An 18,071-nucleotide genomic window follows, 5' to 3' on the forward strand; every position below is an offset into this window, starting at 1 on the left:
CTCGCTGGCCGGGTCGTCGGACTCGCCGGACTCGCTGGCCGGGTCGTCGGACTCGCCGGACTCGCTGGCCGGGTCGTCGGACTCGCCGGACTCGCTGGCCGGGTCGTCGGACTCGCCGGACTCGCCGGACTCGCCGGCCGGGTCGTCGGGCAGCGCGTCGAACGCCGCGTCCTCGCAGTCCTCGGGGCCACCGGCGGCCTCCGGTGCCGGGCAGGGCCAGAACACCCCGTTCCCCTCGGCCAGCCGCCGGTAGGTGATCCCGGAGTAGTCCGCGGGCCCGCCCGCGCTCGCCCGGCGCAGCTCCTCGAAGACCTCCTCCGGATCCGCCGGGAAGCCCTTCTCCACACCCAGCCGCCCCGCCAGTCCGTGCAGGACGTCGAGATCGCTGCGTACCCCCTCGGGCGGCGGGACGGCCCGGCGGCGCAGCAGGACCCTGCCCTCCAGGTTCGTCGTCGTGCCCGTCTCCTCCGCCCACTGGGTGACGGGCAGGACCACGTCGGCCAGCGCGGCCGTCTCGGACAGGACCACGTCCGCGACCGTCAGGAAGTCCAGCGACTTCAGCCGCTCCTCGATGTGCGCGGCGCGCGGCGCGGACACCACCGGGTTGGAGCCCATCAGCAGCAGCGAACGGATGTCGGTGCCCATCGCGTCGAGCAGTTCGTACGCGCTGCGCCCGGGCCCCGGCAGCGAGTCCGGGTCCACACCCCACACCTCGGCGACGTGCCGCCGGGCCGCCGGGTCCGTCAGCTTGCGGTAGCCCGGCAACTGGTCGGCCTTCTGGCCGTGTTCACGGCCGCCCTGCCCGTTGCCCTGCCCGGTCAGGCAGCCGTAGCCGGACAGCGGCCGCCCCGCGCGGCCGGTCGCCAGGCACAGGTTGATCCACGCGTTCACCGTGTCGGTGCCCTTGGACTGCTGCTCGGGCCCGCGGGCGGTGAGCACCATCGCGGACGCGGGCTCGCAGAACATCCGCACCGTCTCCCGGAGCTGCGGAACGGACACCCCCGTGATCCGCTCCACGTACTCCGGCCAGTGCGCCATCGCCGCGGCCCGCGTCTCCTCCCAGCCACTCGTACGGTCCTGGATGTACTCCTCGTCCGTGCGCCCCTCGGCCACCACCAGGTGCAGCAGCCCGAGCGCCAGCGCCAGGTCCGTGCCCGGCCGCGGCGCCAGATGCAGGTCCGCCTGCTCCGCCGTGCGGGTCCGGCGCGGGTCGATCACGATCAGCGTGCCGCCGTTCTCCTTCAGCTCCGTGAGGTAGCGCAGGGCCGGCGGCATCGTCTCGGCGAGGTTCGAGCCGACGAGGATCACGCAGCCCGTCTTCGGGATGTCCTCCAGCGGGAAGGGCAGCCCCCGGTCGAGGCCGAACGCCTTGAGCCCGCCGGCCGCCGCGGACGACATGCAGAAGCGTCCGTTGTAGTCGATCTGCGAGGTGCCGAGGACGACGCGCGCGAACTTCCCGAGCGCGTACGCCTTCTCGTTCGTCAGGCCGCCGCCGCCGAAAACCCCGCACGCGTCCGGGCCGTGCTCCGTACGCGTACGGGACAGGCCCTCGGCGATCCGGTCGAGGGCCTCGTCCCAGCCGGCGGGTTCCAGGACGCCCGCCCTGCGGACCAGCGGGGAGGTCAGCCGTACCCGGGACGACAGCAGCGCGGGCGCGGTACGGCCCTTGCCGCACAGGGCGCCCCGGTTCACCGGGAAGTCCGCGCGCTCCGTCAGCTCGACGCCCCCGTCGGGCGTGGGCGTCAGGTTCATCCCGCACTGCAGGGCGCAGTACGGGCAGTGCGTGGGCGTCGCGGAGATCTGCATGCCGCCCAGCGTGCGTCGGCCGTGTTACGCACCGGGACGTACCCCGTTACGCCCCCGGCACGGGGACCTCCCGGCGGGGTGGACGTCACCGTGAGGGCGCCGTCCCGGCCCAGGGGATCCGCCCCCCGGACCCCCGTATCGCGCCGACGCGCGCGGCCTCGAACGCCGACCGGGGCTGAAGATCAGCCCCGGTCACGGGCCCGTCCTCCCCAGCGCCCGGTCCACCCCCGGCTCCCGGGGCCCCAGAAACCGGGGATCAGGTTCGAAAATAGCGTCCACCGCCGCCTTGCCCGCCGCGAGCACCTCCCGCGCACCCCCGTAGTACCAGGTCACGTCGTGCTTGGCCGCGACCCCGACGCCGTACGACCGCACGCCCGCCGCCTCGCACAGCGCGACGGCCCGCCGGATGTGGAAGTCCTGGCTGATCAGCACCGCCCGGTCGACGCCGAAGATCTTCTTGGCGCGCACGCACGAGTCCCAGGTGTCGAACCCGGCGTAGTCGCTGACGATGCGCCGGTCGGGCACCCCCCGCCCGGTGAGATAGGCCCGCATCGCGTCGGGCTCGTCGTAGTCCTCGCGGCTGTTGTCCCCGGTCACGAGCACGGCCCTCACCCGCCCCGCCCGGTACAGCTCCGCCGCCGCGTCCAGCCGGTGCGCGAGGTAGGGCGACGGCTCGCCGTCCCACAGCCCCGCTCCGAACACCACCGCCACCCCGGTCGGCGGCACGTCCGCGGTCGTCCGCAGCCGGTCGCCCGTCGTCACGTACATCCAGGTCGCGGGCAGCAGCGCGAGCACGCAGAGCAGCATGAGCGCCTGCACGGCCCGCCGCCGTCCCGCGCGGGTGCGCGGCAGGGACGGCCGGCGCGGACGCACCGCCGGCACCGGGAGACGCGGCGGCGGTCGGCGAAGGCGCGGCAGGCGCATGATCAAGGTCCCCCAGGTGACGTCGGCACTCGACAGGTGGGGACGCGCCGCACGGAGGTACGGTTCAGGGGACGGGCCGTGACAGGGCTCACCCCGGACGCCCGAAACCGCGGGCCGCGGCGGCTCGTCCGCCCCTCACACCCGCCCCCGGCCCGCGGTGAACCGCCGGAAAACACCCGTGATGCCGGCGCAACGGCACGGCAACCTCCCGCCGCCAGGATCGGTCCATGACGGCGTCGAGATCCCCGCACGACGAGCCCCAGACCCGCCCCGGCGGCCGGCCGCTCCGCGGCGTCCACCCCGACAGTACGGCGCACCTCATGAACCGGATCAGCAGCCAGCTCAGTCTCGTCCCCCGCGACGGCGGCCCCCGCCCGGCGCCGCCCGCGCTCGTCATGGTGGCCCACGGCAGCCGCGACCCGCGCGCCCTCGCCACCGTGCGCGCCCTGGCCGAGCGGGTCCGCGAGCTGCGGCCCCTGCTGCCGGTGCGCCTCGGCCACATCGAGCTCAACGAGCCGCTGCTGCCCGGCACGCTCGCCTCCCTGGACACCGGCGAGGCCGTCCTCGTACCGCTGCTGCTGAGCCGCGGCTACCACGTCAAGCAGGACATCCCCGAGGCCGCGGCCTCCTTCCCGGAGCTGTCCACCCGGGTCGCCGCCCCGCTCGGCCCGCACCCGCTGCTCGTCGAGACGCTGTACGCGCGGCTCGTCGAGGCGGGATGGCGGACGCGTATGAGCGACGCCACCCGCCGCGCCGGCGGCGTCGTCCTCGCCGCGGCCGGCTCCCGGGACCCCGACGCGGCCGTCGACACCCGCCGCACTGCCCGGCTGCTCGCCGAGCGGCTCGGCGTCCCCGTCGTCCCCGCGTACGCGTCCGCCGCCGCGCCCACCGTCCCCGCCGCGGTGCGCGCCCTCGCCGCCCGGGGACGCCACCGGGTCGCCGTCGCCTCCTACTTCACCGCCCCCGGCCGCTTCGCCACGGAGTGCGCCGCGGCCGCGCCCTGGATCGCCGCGGCCCCACTGGGCGCCCACCCGGCGATGGCCCGCCTCGTCCTGCACCGCTACGACCGCGCGGTAGCGGGCACGGAGTCCGCAGCGGAACACGCCCTGGCCTCGGCCTGACCAGGGGGTCCGTCGTGGCGGGCACCGGCCCACCGGCCTGGCGGCCGACCGCCTCGCGCCGGTCTCGCGTCGCGCCGACCCGCGCGGCGGCGACCGGCCTGACCACGGGGGTTCGGCCTGGCCGCCACCGGCGTGGCGGCGACCGGCCTGGCCGCCACCGGCCTGGCCGCCACCGGCCTGGCCGCCACCGGCGTGGCGGCCACCTGCCTGGCGGCCGAGCGCCTCGTGCTGGACTCGCGTCGCGCCGACCCGCGCGGCGGCCACCGGCTTTGCGGCCACTTGTCTGGCCAAGGTCCTGCCTGGCGGCTAACCGGCCTCGCCCGGACAGGCCTGGCGCCTACCGGCTCGCGAAGGTCCCGCCCACCGGACCTAGGGCCTGTCGTTTGGATCATGCCGGCGTCGCGGGGTCTGGCACGCACATCTGCGGCGTTGTCGTCGGTCGCCGACGCTCCGCGTCGACTCCCTCCTCCGCCTTGCAGCTGCACGCGCCAGACCCCGCTCGGGTCGGTCAGGACGAACCGTCGGTCACAGCCAGCCTGATCCAAACGACAGGCCCTAGTGGCCGACTGCCCTCCGGCCACCGGCCTGGTGGCCGACCGCCTCGCGCGGGTCTCGCATAGCGAAGGTCTCGCCTCGCGCCGCCCGGCCTGGCGAGGGTCCGGTCCGGCGGCTGACCCGCCCCGCGAAGGCGCTGCCCCGCGGTGGTCCCGCCTTGCGGCCACCGGCCGGGCGCCGGTCCCGCCCCGCGAAGGTCCTGCCTCGCGCCGCCCGGCCTGGCGAGGGCCCGGCCTGGCGGCTGAACGGCCAGGGGTGGTCCCGCCTGGCGGCCACCGGCCGGGCGCCGGTCTCGCCCCGCGAAGGTCCTGCCTCGCGCCGACCGGCCTGGCGAGGGCCCGGCCTGGCGGCTGAACGGCCAGGGGTGGTCCCGCCTTGCGGCCACCGGCCGGGCGCCGGTCTCGCCCCGCGAAGGTCCTGCCTCGCGCCGACCGGCCTGGCGAGGGCCCGGCCTGGCGGCTGAACGGCCAGGGGTGGTCCCGCCTTGCGGCCACCGGCCGGGCGCCGGTCCCGCCCCGCGAAGGTCCTGCCTGGTGGCCGACCGGCCTGGCGCCGACCGCCTCGCGCCGGTCTCGCCTCGCGGGCACCGGCCCGGCGGAGGTCCCGTCTCGCGGCCACCGGCCCGGCGAGGTCCCGCCCCCCGGCCACCGGCCCCGCGCCGGCCCCGCCCCGCGAAGGCCCCCGCCCCGCGGCCCCGCCGGTCCCGCCCCGCGAAGGCCCCGCCTCGCGCCCCGCCGCGTCCCGCCCGTCACCGCCTGCGTCTACTGTCGGGGCATGGAAGGCACCGCACCGAAGACCCCGTCCGGGACGACCGCGTTCGAGACCGGAGGCGACCCGCGACTGGTCCGTGAACACCTCGCCGTCGGTGGGGAGTACGACGAGCCGGCCGTCGAGCGGTGGGCCGTCGAGCCCGACAAGCGTCCCGGCCGCACCGCCTTCCAGCGCGACCGCGCCCGCGTCCTGCACTCCGCGGCCCTGCGCAGGCTCGCCGGGAAGACCCAGGTCGTCACCCCCGGCACCCGCACGCGGGCCTGGGACGCCAGTCCCCGCACCCGGCTGACCCACTCCCTGGAGTGCGCTCAGGTCGGCCGGGAGCTCGGCGCCGCCCTCGGCTGCGACCCCGACCTCGTCGAGGCGGCCTGCCTCTCGCACGACCTGGGCCACCCGCCCTTCGGGCACAACGGCGAACAGGCGCTGAACGAGTTCGCGGAGGACTGCGGCGGCTTCGAGGGCAACGCGCAGTCGCTGCGGCTGCTCACCCGGATCGAACCCAAGCGCTTCGTCCGCAGCGAGGACAGCGGCGAGCTGGTCAGCGTCGGTCTCAACCTCACGCGCGCCGCCCTCGACGCCGCCACCAAGTACCCCTGGCCGCGCGGCGGCCACCCGGCCGACCCCGCGTCTCCCAAGTTCGGGGTCTACGAGGACGACCGGCCCGTCTTCGACTGGGTCCGCAAGGGCGCCCCCGGCACCCGTACGTGCTTCGAGGCCCAGGTCATGGACTGGTCGGACGACGTGGCCTACTCCGTGCACGACGTCGAGGACGGCCTGCACGCCGGCCACCTCGACCCCAACTGCCTGCACGCCGACCCGGAACGGGACGCGGTCTTCGCCGTCGCCGTCGGACGGTACGTGCCCGCGGACACCGACCCCGCCGAGCTCGCCGCGGCCCTCGACCGCCTCCTGGAGCAGGAGTGGTGGCCGCACGGATACGACGGCTCGGCCGTCGCCCAGGCCCGGCTGAAGGACGCCACCAGCCAGCTCATCGGCCGCTTCTGCCTGGCCGCCGAGGCCGCCACCCGCGCCGAGTACGGCACCGGGCGCCTCACGCGGTACACGGCGGAGCTGGTCGTCCCCCGCGAGACCCGCCTGGAGTGCGCCGTCCTCAAGGCGGTCGCCGACCGGTACGTCATACAGCGCGCCGAGCAGGAGCTGCTCCGCGCCGACCAGCGGATCGTCGTCGCGGAACTGGCCGAGGCCCTCACCGCCCGCGCCCCCGACGGCCTGGAGCCGCAGTTCCGTGCCCAGTTCGACGAGGCCCCCGACGACCGGGCCCGCAAGCGGGTGATCGTCGACCAGATCGCCTCGCTCACGGACGCCTCGGCACGCTCCCTGCGTCTCAGCCTCACCACCCGGCCCGGTGGCGGCGCCGGACGGTGACACCGGGTGGCCTGATCGGGCCACTCCCTCTTCCCGCACCACGCCGCGTGCGGGACGCTCGCATGTGGCGACATCCTTACGAGGAGGAATCAAGTGGTCGACGCGGATCAGACATTCGTCATCGTCGGAGGCGGCCTGGCCGGCGCGAAGGCGGCCGAGACGCTCCGCGCGGAGGGGTTCACCGGCCGGGTGATACTGATCTGTGACGAGCGCGACCACCCCTACGAACGGCCGCCCCTGTCCAAGGGCTACCTGCTCGGCAAGGAGGAGCGCGACAGCGTCTTCGTCCACGAACCCGGCTGGTACGCGCGGCACGACATCGAGCTGCACCTCGGCCAGACCGTCGACGCCGTCGACCGGATCGCCAAGACCGTCCGCTTCGGCGACGACGGCACCCTCGTGCACTACGACAAACTGCTGATCGCCACCGGTGCGGAGCCCCGCAGGCTGGACATCCCCGGCACCGACCTGGCGGGCGTCCACCACCTGCGCCGCCTCGCCCACGCCGAGCGGCTCAAGGGCGTCCTGGCCACCCTCGGCCGCGACAACGGGCACATCGTCATCGCGGGCGCCGGCTGGATCGGCCTGGAGGTCGCCGCGGCGGCCCGCGAGTACGGCGCCGAGGTCACCGTCGTCGAGCCCGAGCCGACCCCGCTGCACGGCGTCCTCGGCCCCGAGCTCGGCCAGCTCTTCACCGAGCTGCACCGCGAGCACGGCGTCCGCTTCCACTTCGGCGCCCGGCTCACCGAGATCACCGGACAGGACGGCCTGGTCCTCGCCGCCCGCACCGACGACGGCGAGGAGCACCCCGCGCACGACGTGCTCGCCGCGATCGGCGCCGCCCCGCGCACCGCCCTCGCCGAGACGGCGGGCCTCACCCTGGCCGGCCCGGCGCACGGCGGCGGCATCGCGGTCGACGAACGGCTGCGCACCTCCGACCCCGACATCTACGCGGCCGGGGACGTGGCCTCCTTCCACCACTCGCTCTTCGACGCCCGGCTGCGCGTCGAGCACTGGGCCAACGCCCTCAACGGCGGACCGGCGGCCGCCCGCGCGATGCTGGGCCGCGAGACGGTGTACGACCGCGTGCCCTACTTCTTCTCCGACCAGTACGACGTCGGGCTGGAGTACTCCGGCTGGGCGCCGCCGGGCACGTACGACCAGGTGGTGATCCGCGGCGACGCGGGCAAGCGGCAGTTCATCGCCTTCTGGGTCAAGGAGCAGCGCGTGCTGGCCGGGATGAATGTGAATGTGTGGGACGTCACGGATCCGATCCAGTCACTGATCCGGTCCCGGGCCCGCGTGGACACCGAGGCGCTCGCCGACCCGCACGTCCCGCTGGCGAGCCTCGTACCGTGACCGCCCGCGGCTCCCGGCTGTCACACCGTCCCCGTAGAATTCACGCGTGGCAGGACGGATCAACGACGAGGACGTGAAGGCTGTTCGGGACGCGGTCTCGATCGACGCCGTGGTGTCCGAGTACCTCCAGCTGCGCAACGCCGGCGGCGGCAACCTGAAGGGCCTCTGCCCGTTCCACGACGAGAAGTCACCGTCCTTCCAGGTCAGCCCGGGCAAGGGGCTCTTCCACTGCTTCGGCTGCCAGGAGGGCGGCGACACCATCACGTTCGTGATGAAGGTCGACCACCTCACCTTCTCGGAGGCGGTCGAGCGCCTCGCCGGCCAGGCGGGCATCACCCTGCGGTACGAGGAGGGCGGGTACAACCCCTCCCACCAGCGCGGGGAGCGCATCCGCCTGGTCGAGGCGCACAAGGCGGCCGCCCAGTACTACGTGGAGCAGCTCGACACGGCCTCCGAGGCCGACGCGGGCCGCAAGTTCCTCGCCGAGCGCGGATTCGACCAGGCCGCCGCCGCCCATTTCGGCGTCGGCTACAGCCCCCAGGGCTGGGACCACCTCACCCGCCACCTGCGCGGCAAGGGCTTCACCGACAAGGAGCTGGTCCTCTCCGGCCTCTCCCAGGAGGGCCGGCGCGGCCCCATCGACCGCTTCCGCGGCCGTCTGATGTGGCCCATCCGCGACATCGGCGGCGACGTCGTGGGCTTCGGCGCCCGCAAGCTCTACGACTCCGACAACGGCCCCAAGTACCTGAACACGCCCGACACCGCGCTCTACCGCAAGTCGCAGGTCCTCTACGGCATCGACCTGGCCAAGAAGGAGATCGCCAAGACCAGCCGCGCGGTCGTGGTCGAGGGGTACACGGACGTCATGGCCTGCCACCTGGCCGGCATCACCACCGCCATCGCCACCTGCGGCACCGCCTTCGGCACCGACCACATCAAGATCCTCCGCCGCCTCCTCATGGACAACGGCTCGGCGCGCGTGATCTTCACCTTCGACGGCGACGCGGCGGGCCAGAAGGCGGCCCTGCGCGCCTTCGAGGACGACCAGAAGTTCGCCGCCGAGACGTACATCGCCGTCGCCCCCGACGGCATGGACCCCTGCGACCTGCGGCTCGCCAAGGGCGACGAGGCCGTCGCCGACCTGGTCGAACCGCGCACCCCCCTCTTCGAGTTCGCGCTCCGCCAGATCGTCCTGCGCTACGACCTGGAGACCCCCGCGGGCCGCGCCGCCGCCCTCGACGAGGCCGCGCCCGTCGTCGCCCGCATCAAAAACAGCGGCGCCCAGCACGAGGTCGCCGTGCAGCTCGCGGGCATGCTCGGCATCCTCGACACCCAGTTCGTCGTCAAGCGGGTGGCGCAGCTGGCCCGTTGGGCCCGCGACCGCGGCGGCAGGGGCCCGGCCCCCGACCGGCAGCGCTCCCAGCAGGCGTACGGGGCGGTGCAGTCGGCCCCCGGCGGCGCCGCGCTCAACCTGCGCAACCCCGTGTTCGCCACCGAGCGCGAACTCCTCAAACTCGCCCTGCAGCGACCCGAGCTGGTCTCCCCGGCCTTCGACGCGTACGGCATCGACGAGTTCACCGCCCCGCCGTACGCGGCCGTACGCCAGGCGATCATGGACGCGGGCGGCGCGGAGGCCGGAGTCCAGGACCCGCAGGAGTACCTGGTCCGGGTCCGCGACACCGCCCCGGACGACGTGGTGCGCGCCATGGTCACGGAGCTGGCCGTCGAGGCCATCCTGCGCAGGACCGTCGACGAGGCCTACGCGAGCGACCAGCTCGTCATGGTCCGCCGCCGTGCCGTGGACCGTCGCATCCAGCAGGTCCAGGGTTCGCTGGCCCGGGCGAGCGCCCAGGGCGACCCGGCCCGGCTGGCCGCCGTGCAGAACGAGCTGTGGGTGCTCCAGCAGTACGGGCAGGCGCTGCGCGAGCGGGGCGCGGCCGCTCTCTGACCTTTTGGCCGGTCCGCCGGGCTGGGCGGACGGGCGTAGTCCGCTGCCCGCACCCGGCACGTGCGGCTTTCCCCCGTTCCCGGACCTCCCGGGCCGCGCACGCGTGCGGCACGGTGAGCGTGCCGTCACGGTCCGGACGCAAAAAGTCACCGCACGCCCCTCGTGACAGTGATGTGTCGTACTCCACACTGGGTCCCGGTGCCTGAGTCCTCGGAGCGCGGCCGACCCGTACGCGACGGGTCCCCCATTCCCGCGGTTCCGCCAAACGACTTCGGGATGGACTGCGGCGAGGCCGCCGGACCCATCCCGGACGTACCGCTGCCGCACGCCTCAGCAGCGACATTCCTGGAGGTCGCCCCCGTGCAGACCCGGACCCTCACCCAGACCGACGACATCACGGTCACGGACGCGAAGAGCGACGGCACCACCACGGCGGTTCCCCCGCAGAGCCGTGCCGCGCACCATCCCGAGGCGCGGCCGCAGAGCCCGCCCGGGGCGGACGAGCCCGGCGCCGACGCCGACGGGGAGCCCGGGGCCCGAGCACCCGGGGCCGGCGCGCCCGAGCGCGAGGCGACCGGGGCCGAGGGCGTCGAGCCCGTCCCGCCGCCCCGCAGGCGCACCGCCGACACCAGCGGCCCCTCCTCGGACCTGTTCCGCCAGTACCTGCGCGAGATCGGCCGCATCCCCCTGCTCACCGCCGCCGAGGAGGTCGAGCTCGCCCGCCGGGTCGAGGCCGGCCTGTTCGCCGAGGAGAGGCTGCGGCTCGCCTCCGACCTGGACAGCCGGCTCGCCCTCGACCTCGACAGGCTGGTCGTCATGGGCCGGATGGCCAAGCGCCGTCTCATCGAGGCGAATCTGCGGCTGGTGGTGTCCGTCGCCAAGCGGTACGTGGGCCGCGGCCTGACCATGCTCGACCTGGTCCAGGAGGGGAACCTCGGTCTGATCCGGGCGGTCGAGAAGTTCGACTACGCCCGCGGGTACAAGTTCTCGACGTACGCGACCTGGTGGATCCGGCAGGCCATGTCGCGGGCGCTGGCCGACCAGGCCCGCACGATCCGCGTGCCCGTCCATGTGGTCGAACTGATCAACCGGGTCGTACGGGTCCAGCGGCGCATGCTCCAGGAACGCGGCTACGAGCCGACCCCCGAGGAGGTCGCCGCCCAGCTCGACCTCTCCGGCGAGCGGGTCAGCGAAGTCCTGCGGCTCGCCCAGGAACCGGTCTCCCTCCACGCCCCGGTGGGCGAGGAGGACGACGTGGCCCTCGGCGACCTGATCGAGGACGGTGACGCGGCGTCCCCGGTGGAGTCCGCCGCGTTCCTGCTGCTGCGCGAGCACCTGGAGGCGGTCCTGTCCACGCTCGGCGAGCGGGAGCGGAAGGTGGTCCAGCTCCGGTACGGGCTGGCCGACGGGCGCCCCCGCACGCTGGAGGAGATAGGCCGCATCTTCGGCGTCACGCGCGAGCGCATCCGCCAGATCGAGTCCAAGACGCTCAACAAGCTGAGGGACCACGCCTTCGCCGACCAGCTCCGCGGCTACCTGGACTGACGGACGCGGACGCCGGACGGGCCGGGCATGTCCAGCCCGTCCGGCGTCCGGCGTCCGGCGTCCGGCTTCCGGCGTACGCGGAGGCCGGTCAGTCGACCTCCGCCACCGCCTGGGCGAACTGGGCCTGGTAGAGCCGCGCGTACGCGCCCCCCGCGGAGAGCAGCTCCTCGTGCGCCCCCTGCTCGACGATGGCCCCGTCCTCCATCACGAGGATGGTGTCCGCGTCCCGGATCGTGGAGAGCCGGTGCGCGATCACGAACGACGTACGCCCGTGCGCGAGTTTCGCCATCGCCTTCTGGATGAGGACCTCCGTCCGGGTGTCCACCGAGCTCGTCGCCTCGTCGAGCACGAGGATCACCGGATCGGACAGGAACGCCCGCGCGATCGTGATGAGCTGCTTCTCGCCCGCGCTGACCCCGGACCCCTCGTCGTCGATGACGGTGTCGTACCCGTCGGGCAGTGTCCGGACGAAGCGGTCGGCGTGGGCCGCCCGCGCCGCCTCCTCGATCTCCCCCCGGGTGACGTCCCGGGAGGCGCCGTACGCGATGTTCTCCGCGATCGTCCCGCCGAACAGCCAGGTGTCCTGGAGCACCATGCCGATGGCGGCCCGCAGGCCGTCCCGGGACATCTTCGCGATGTCGACCCCGTCGAGCGTGATCCGCCCGCCGGTGACCTCGTAGAACCGCATCAGGAGGTTCACGAGCGTCGTCTTGCCCGCTCCCGTCGGCCCGACGATCGCGACCGTGTGACCGGGCTCGGCCTTCAGCGAGAGGTCCTCGATGAGCGGCTTGTCGGGGTCGTACCGGAAGGACACGTTCTCCAGCGCCACCCGCCCCCGGATCTCGGCGGGCCGCTCGGCCGTGACCGGGTCCGCGCCCTGCTCGTCCGCGTCGAGCAGCTCGAAGATCCGCTCGGCGGAGGCGACCCCGGACTGCACCAGGTTCGCCATCGACGCGACCTGCGTCAGCGGCATCGAGAACTGCCGCGAGTACTGGATGAAGGCCTGCACGTCACCGATGGACAGGGAACCCGACGCGACCCGCAGGCCGCCGACGACCGCCACCAGCACGTAGTTCAGGTTCGACACGAACATCATCAGCGGCTGCATGATGCCGCTGTTGAACTGGGCCTTGAACCCGGCCTCGTACAGCTTCTCGTTCTGCTCGGCGAACTGCGCCGCCGACTCGTCCTGCCGACCGAACACCTTCACCAGGGTGTGCCCGGTGTACATCTCCTCGATGTGCGCGTTGAGCTTGCCGGTGGTGCGCCACTGCTGCACGAAGTGCGGCTGCGACCGCTTGCCCACGCGCGTGGCGACGACGAACGACAGCGGCACGGTGACCAGCGCGACCAGCGCCAGCAGCGGCGACACCCAGAACATCATCGCCAGCACGCCGACGATGGTCAGCAGCGAGTTGATCAGCTGGCCCATCGACTGCTGGAGGGTCTGACCGATGTTGTCGATGTCGTTGGTGGCCCGGCTGAGCACCTCGCCGCGCTGCCGCTTGTCGAAGTACGACAGCGGCAGCCGCGACAGCTTCGTCTGCACGTCCTCCCGCAGCCGGTACACGGTCCTGTTGACCGCCCGGTTCACCAGGCGCGTCGCCACCGCCATCAGCAGCCCGGCCAGGACGAACACCACGAGCGCGAGCCCCAGCACCCTGGCGACCGCGTCGAAGTCGATGCCCTGGCCCGGCGTGAAGTCCGTCCCCGAGAGCATGTCGGCCATCCCGCCGTCACCGCGCTCGCGCATCGACTCCAGGACCTCGGCCTTGGTGGCGCCCGCGGGCAGCTGCCGCCCGATGATCCCGGCGAACACCAGGTCGGTGGCGCGGCCGAGGATCTTCGGCCCGACCACGGACAGACCGACGCTCAGGACGACGACGACCAGCATCGCGTACATCGTGCCGCGCTCGGGTCTGAAGTGGGTGAGGAGCCGTTTCCCCGACCCCCTGAAATCCATCGAGCGCTGATCGGGGCCGCCCCCGGCCATCATCCGTCCCATGGGCCCGGCCATCAGGCGGCCTCCGCTTCCGTCAGCTGGGAGAGCACGATCTCCCGGTAGGTCTCGTTGTCCGCCATGAGCTCGTGGTGCCGGCCGGTGCCCACGACCCGGCCCTCGTCGAGGACCACGATCCGGTCGGCGTCCCGGATGGTCGACACCCGCTGCGCGACGATCACCACGGTCGCCTCCGCGGTCTCCTCCGCGAGGGCCGCCCGCAGCGCCGCGTCCGTCGCGTAGTCGAGCGCCGAGAAGGAGTCGTCGAAGAGGTAGATCTCCGGGCGCTGCACCAGGGTCCGCGCGATCGCGAGCCGCTGCCGCTGACCGCCGGAGACGTTCGTGCCGCCCTGCGCGACGGGGGAGTCAAGCCCGTTCTCGAGCTGCTCCACGAAGCCCTTGGCCTGCGCCACCTCCAGCGCGTGCCACAGCTGTTCGTCGGTGGCGTCCGGATTGCCGTACCGCAGGTTCGTGGCGACCGTGCCCGCGAACAGGTACGGCTTCTGCGGCACCAGTCCGACGGTCCTCGCGAGCAGCCTCGGGTCGAGGGTCCGCACGTCCGCGCCGTCGACGAGGACGTTCCCCTCGGTGGCGTCGAACAGGCGGGGCACCAGCCCGAGCAGCGTGGACTTGCCGCTGCCGGTGGACCCGATCACGGCGGTCACCTCGCCCGGCCGCGCCACCATGTCCACGGACCTGAGCACCGGCTCCTCGGCGCCCGGGAAGCGGAAGCCGGCGCCGCGGATCTCCAGATGCCCGTGCCGCCGCAGTTCGACCACCGGCGCCTTCGGCGGCACGACACTGCTGTCCGTCCCCAGGACCTCCTGGATGCGCTCGGCGCAGACCTCCGCGCGCGGCACCATCATGAACATGAAGGTGGCCATCATCACGGACATGACGATCTGCATCAGATAGGCGAGGAACGCGGTCAGGTCGCCGATCTGCATGCCGCCGCTGTCGATGCGGTGCGCGCCGAACCAGACCACCGCGATCGACGACAGGTTCACCACGGTCATGACGATCGGGAACATCAGCGCCAGCAGCCGCCCGGTGCCCAGCGACACCTCGGTCAGGTCGGCGTTGGCCTTGCGGAAGCGGTCCTTCTCGTAGCCGTCGCGGACGAAGGCGCGGATCACGCGGTTGCCGGTGATCTGCTCGCGGAGCACCCGGTTCACCGTGTCCAGGCGCACCTGCATGGTCCGGAACAGGGGTCGCAGCCGGCGCACGATCAGGGTCACGCAGATGCCGAGCACGGGCACCACGGCGACGAGCACCCCGGACAGCGGAACGTCGAGTCCGAGCGCCAGGACGATGCCGCCCACGCACATGATCGGCGCCGACGCCATCAGGGTGAACGCCATCAGCGCGAGCATCTGGACCTGCTGCACGTCATTGGTGGTGCGGGTGATCAGCGACGGCGCACCGAAGTGGCCGACCTCGCGGGCGGAGAACGACTGCACGCGGTCGAAGACGGCGGCCCGGATGTCCCGGCCGACCGCCGAGGCGGTCCGGGCGCCGTAGTACACGGCGCCGATGTTGCAGACGACCTGGACCAGGGAGATCCCGATCATCAGGGCGCCGAACGACAGGATGTAGCCCGTGTCGCCCTTCACGACACCGTTGTCGATGATGTCCGCGTTGAGGGTGGGCAGGTAGAGCGTGGCGCTGGTCTGCAGGAACTGCAGCAGCACCAGCAGGGCGATGGGCTTTCGGTACGGACTGAGGTGGGTCCGCAGAAGTCGTATGAGCACGCGGGGTCTCTCGGAGTCGTCGACGGCAGGGAGGGGATGGTGCCCCACCCCCTATCGTCGGGCACTCGCCCGGTGTTACCTCAACTGATTAACCCAAGAGCGGCCCAAGGTCTTGGCCCAGGAGCGGTCCGGGGTCCGGCGAGAACCCCGACCGGGCCCGCCCCGGCCCCGGTCGCGGGACCTGGGGCCCCGGCGCCCGCTCAGACCTGGAACGCCCCCGGATGCGTCTGTTCCCGTACGGACACGTACTGCTGCCGTACCGCCTGGCCCACGGCCAGCTCCTCGCCGGGCTCCAGCACCTGCGCGACGGCGCCCTGCCAGACCGGGGGCAGCCGCGGGTCGAGCGTGCCCTGCGACGCTCCGAGCGCCCAGGCCGCCTGCCGGGCCGCGCCGAGAGCCGCGTAGTCCGCGGGCTGCGGCACCACGACCTGCGCGCCGAACAGCGAGGGGGCGGCGGCCTGTACGGCCGGCAGCTCGGCGGCCGCTCCCAGCAGGAACACCCGCTGTACGTCGACACCGCGGCCGCGCAGCACGTCCAGCGCGTCCGCGAGCCCGCACAGCATGCCCTCGAAGGCGGCCCGCGCCAGGTGCTCGGGTTTCATCGACTCCCGCCGCAGGCCGGCCAGGGTGCCCGCCGTGTACGGCAGGCTGGGCGTCCGCTCGCCCTCCAGATACGGCAGCAGGACCAGGCCGTGGGAGCCGGGCGTCGACTTCATCGCGAGGTCGGACAGGCTCTCCAGGTCCGGCAGCCCGAGGAGTTCGGCGGCGCCGCGCAGGGCCCGTACGGCGTTGAGGGTGGTGACGACCGGCAGGTGCATGCCGGTGGCGTCCGCGAGCGAGGTGATCATCCCGGACGAGTCGACCAGCGCCTCGGGGTGCACGGCCATCACGGAACCGGAGGCCCCCAGGGACACGACCGCGTCCCCGAGTCCGATCCCGAGGCCGAAGGCCGCCGCCATGGTCTCGCCGGTCCCCGCGGAGATCAGCAGCCCCTCGGGCGTGGTGCCCGCGGCGTCCGACGGCCCGAGCACCTCGGGCAGCAGGGCCTGGTGCCCGAGCGCCAGCTCGACCAGATCCGGCCGGTACGCTCCCGTCGCCGCCGACCAGTAGCCGGTCCCTGAGGCCCCGCCCCGGTCGGTGGTCCGTCGCGCGGGACGCCCGAGCAGCTGCCACACCAGCCAGTCGTGCGCCTGCAGCAGGGCGCCGGTGCGCAGCGCGGCGTCGGGTTCCGTCCTGTTCAGCCAGCGCAGCTTGGTCACCGGCTGCGCCGCCTGCGGCACGCACCCGACGGCCTGCGCCCAGGCCTCGCGCCCGCCGAGCGCGTCGATCAGGTCCGCGGCCGCGACCTGGGCCCGCTTGTCCCCGCCGACGAGCGCCGGGCGGACCGTGTTGCCCTGGGCGTCCAGGGGGACGAGCCCGTTCTGCTGGGCGGAGACGCCGATGGCCTGCACGCCCTCCAGCAGGCCGCCGCTCGCGGCCTCGCCCAGGGACAGCAGCCAGGCCTGTGGATCGACGTCGGAGGGGCGGCCGCCCTCCGCGCTGTCGACCGGGTGCGGCGCATACCCCTGCCTGAGCACGGCACCCGTGTCCGTGTCGCAGACGACGATACGAGTGAAATCGGGCGAACTGTCCAACCCGGCGACTATCCCCATGGCGGAAATTCTGCCGTACGCAGGGGGGTGGGCGCGCAGGGCCCGGGGCGGCGGGCGCGGCCGGACATGCCGGACCGCCGGCGGACAGCGGTCCGCCGGCGGTCGTGAGGCGTGTGACCTCAGGTGTTCGTGGTGCCCCAGTCGTCCGCACCGGGGCGGGCGTTCCGCTCCCGCAGGGACCGCACGCGGTCCGCCACGGTCTCGGGCATGCGGTCGCCCACCTTCTCGCTGACCGCGTGGTACGCCTTGCCCGCGAACTGCCGCCCCTGCTGGGCGGCGGTCTCGGCGGTGTTGCGCACCGCCGGGTTCTGCGCCACCTGTCGGGCGCTCTTCCTCAACTGCTCGTAGCGCTCACGGCCGGCCTTCGTGCCCAGCACGTAACCCAGAGCCAGTCCGGTGATGAACATGAGCCGGTAGCGCATGGCAGCCACCCTTTCCTTGCGTCGGCATCGGTGCAGGGGAGTACCGATTGGCGGAGCACCCCCCTGCTTGCGCTAATGTATGTGTCGCAGCGAACGCGCGCTCCCTGGCGAATACCCAGGTGGGTGCGTTCGATGCAACGAGACATTCCCCTGTAGCTCAATTGGCAGAGCAGCCGGCTGTTAACCGGCAGGTTACTGGTTCGAGTCCAGTCGGGGGAGCTCGGTCTCCTGTAGCTCAATTGGCAGAGCAGCCGGCTGTTAACCGGCAGGTTACTGGTTCGAGTCCAGTCGGGAGAGCAGTGGAAGAGGACCCCTCAGGGGTCCTTTTTCATGTCCGGGGGAACCGTGCGCTCCGCGTCGCGGTCCTCAAGGTCATGCGAAGCCGACCATCCGAAGCAGGAGATCGTATGAGCGGCTATGCTGCGGCAGACGGCGCGCACACATGTGCGCGACGCGCCGTATCGGGGCGGTAGCTCAGCCGGTTAGAGCAGCGGACTCATAATCCGTCGGCCGTGGGTTCGAGTCCCACCCGCCCCACCAAGAGCAGGTCAGAGAAACGTTCTGAACTGGGGAAACGTCCTTTCGATCCCTCGAGATCGGGACTCTGGCCCAACGGATTGACTCCGTTCGCCGTTACTTCGGTACACGTATGGTTCTGGTTTTGTTCTCCGGGTTGTGACCTGCGGTGCTGCGGTGAACTGGACGTGCGGCGGGCTGAGGCCGAGTCGCGTCCAGGGGACGCTCAGGGGACACAAGGTTCCAGAACCGCGGCGCCGGGGCCCGCGCGTCGGGGCGGCGACAGCTCCCGCGCTGATGCTGTCACTGCCGTCTG

General features: G+C 73.2%; 11 protein-coding genes and 3 tRNA genes. 8 read left to right on the plus strand and 6 right to left on the minus strand.

The window, feature by feature from the left end:
• Nucleotides 1-1,806: molybdopterin oxidoreductase family protein (locus AC069T_RS24865; RefSeq protein WP_478784814.1), on the minus strand; the 1,806-nt coding region annotated here is incomplete at its 3' end.
• 192 nt (nt 1,807-1,998) lie between these two features.
• Entirely contained in the window at nt 1,999-2,730 is a 732-nt protein-coding gene (locus tag AC069T_RS24870) for a SanA/YdcF family protein (protein WP_478784815.1), read from the minus strand.
• A gap of 227 nt (nt 2,731-2,957) precedes the next feature.
• On the opposite strand from AC069T_RS24870, the gene AC069T_RS24875 reads away from it, so the two are divergent.
• From AC069T_RS24875 to AC069T_RS24895, 5 genes are all read left to right on the plus strand, one after another.
• On the plus strand, nt 2,958-3,851 hold the full coding sequence (locus AC069T_RS24875) for a sirohydrochlorin chelatase (protein WP_478784816.1): 894 nt from the start codon (nt 2,958-2,960) through the stop codon (nt 3,849-3,851).
• Nucleotides 3,852-5,180: 1,329 nt separating this feature from the next.
• Nucleotides 5,181-6,563, plus strand: a complete 1,383-nt coding sequence (locus tag AC069T_RS24880) for a deoxyguanosinetriphosphate triphosphohydrolase (RefSeq protein ID WP_478784817.1) — start codon at nt 5,181-5,183, stop codon at nt 6,561-6,563.
• A 93-nt stretch (nt 6,564-6,656) separates the two neighbouring features.
• Nucleotides 6,657-7,922, plus strand: a complete 1,266-nt coding sequence (locus AC069T_RS24885) for an NAD(P)/FAD-dependent oxidoreductase (protein ID WP_478784818.1) — start codon at nt 6,657-6,659, stop codon at nt 7,920-7,922.
• A gap of 46 nt (nt 7,923-7,968) precedes the next feature.
• Complete coding sequence (gene dnaG / locus AC069T_RS24890; protein WP_478784819.1) at nt 7,969-9,870, plus strand: DNA primase; 1,902 nt, start codon at nt 7,969-7,971, stop codon at nt 9,868-9,870.
• 198 nt (nt 9,871-10,068) lie between these two features.
• The gene (locus AC069T_RS24895) at nt 10,069-11,415 is read left to right on the plus strand and encodes an RNA polymerase sigma factor (protein ID WP_478784820.1); all 1,347 of its coding nucleotides are present in this window, start codon (nt 10,069-10,071) and stop codon (nt 11,413-11,415) included.
• 88 nt (nt 11,416-11,503) lie between these two features.
• Here the strand turns inward: AC069T_RS24895 and AC069T_RS24900 are convergent, their stop codons facing one another.
• The 4 genes from AC069T_RS24900 to AC069T_RS24915 form a co-directional block, all read right to left on the minus strand.
• Nucleotides 11,504-13,432, minus strand: a complete 1,929-nt coding sequence (locus AC069T_RS24900; RefSeq protein WP_478784821.1) for an ABC transporter ATP-binding protein — start codon at nt 13,430-13,432, stop codon at nt 11,504-11,506.
• Nucleotides 13,432-15,165, minus strand: a complete 1,734-nt coding sequence (locus AC069T_RS24905) for an ABC transporter ATP-binding protein (protein ID WP_478784822.1) — start codon at nt 15,163-15,165, stop codon at nt 13,432-13,434. The genes AC069T_RS24900 and AC069T_RS24905 overlap by 1 nt, the downstream gene beginning before the upstream one ends.
• A gap of 200 nt (nt 15,166-15,365) precedes the next feature.
• Nucleotides 15,366-16,817: a xylulokinase gene (locus AC069T_RS24910; protein ID WP_478784823.1), complete on the minus strand. Its 1,452-nt coding sequence runs from the start codon at nt 16,815-16,817 to the stop codon at nt 15,366-15,368.
• Nucleotides 16,818-16,936: 119 nt separating this feature from the next.
• On the minus strand, nt 16,937-17,239 hold the full coding sequence (locus tag AC069T_RS24915; RefSeq protein WP_478784843.1) for a YtxH domain-containing protein: 303 nt from the start codon (nt 17,237-17,239) through the stop codon (nt 16,937-16,939).
• A gap of 146 nt (nt 17,240-17,385) precedes the next feature.
• Between AC069T_RS24915 and AC069T_RS24920 the strand changes: the two genes are divergently transcribed.
• The 3 genes from AC069T_RS24920 (at nt 17,386) to AC069T_RS24930 (ending at nt 17,779) form a co-directional block, all read left to right on the plus strand.
• A tRNA-Asn gene (locus AC069T_RS24920) sits at nt 17,386-17,458 on the plus strand.
• Between the two features lie 5 nt (nt 17,459-17,463).
• Nucleotides 17,464-17,536 (plus strand) — tRNA-Asn (locus tag AC069T_RS24925).
• Between the two features lie 166 nt (nt 17,537-17,702).
• Nucleotides 17,703-17,779 (plus strand) — tRNA-Ile (locus AC069T_RS24930).
• The last annotated feature ends 292 nt before the right edge of the window (nt 17,780-18,071 follow it).

It is taken from the genome of Streptomyces sp. NPDC043867, from assembly GCF_056435845.1.

Coding starts and splice junctions, on each gene's coding strand:
- AC069T_RS24910 (WP_478784823.1), bottom strand. CDS start 16,817: ATGGGGATAGTCGCCGGGTTGGACAGTTCGCCCGATTTCACTCGTATC.
- AC069T_RS24870 (WP_478784815.1), bottom strand. CDS start 2,730: ATGCGCCTGCCGCGCCTTCGCCGACCGCCGCCGCGTCTCCCGGTGCCG.
- AC069T_RS24915 (WP_478784843.1), bottom strand. CDS start 17,239: ATGCGCTACCGGCTCATGTTCATCACCGGACTGGCTCTGGGTTACGTG.
- AC069T_RS24880 (WP_478784817.1), top strand. CDS start 5,181: ATGGAAGGCACCGCACCGAAGACCCCGTCCGGGACGACCGCGTTCGAG.
- AC069T_RS24875 (WP_478784816.1), top strand. CDS start 2,958: ATGACGGCGTCGAGATCCCCGCACGACGAGCCCCAGACCCGCCCCGGC.
- AC069T_RS24900 (WP_478784821.1), bottom strand. CDS start 13,432: ATGGCCGGGCCCATGGGACGGATGATGGCCGGGGGCGGCCCCGATCAG.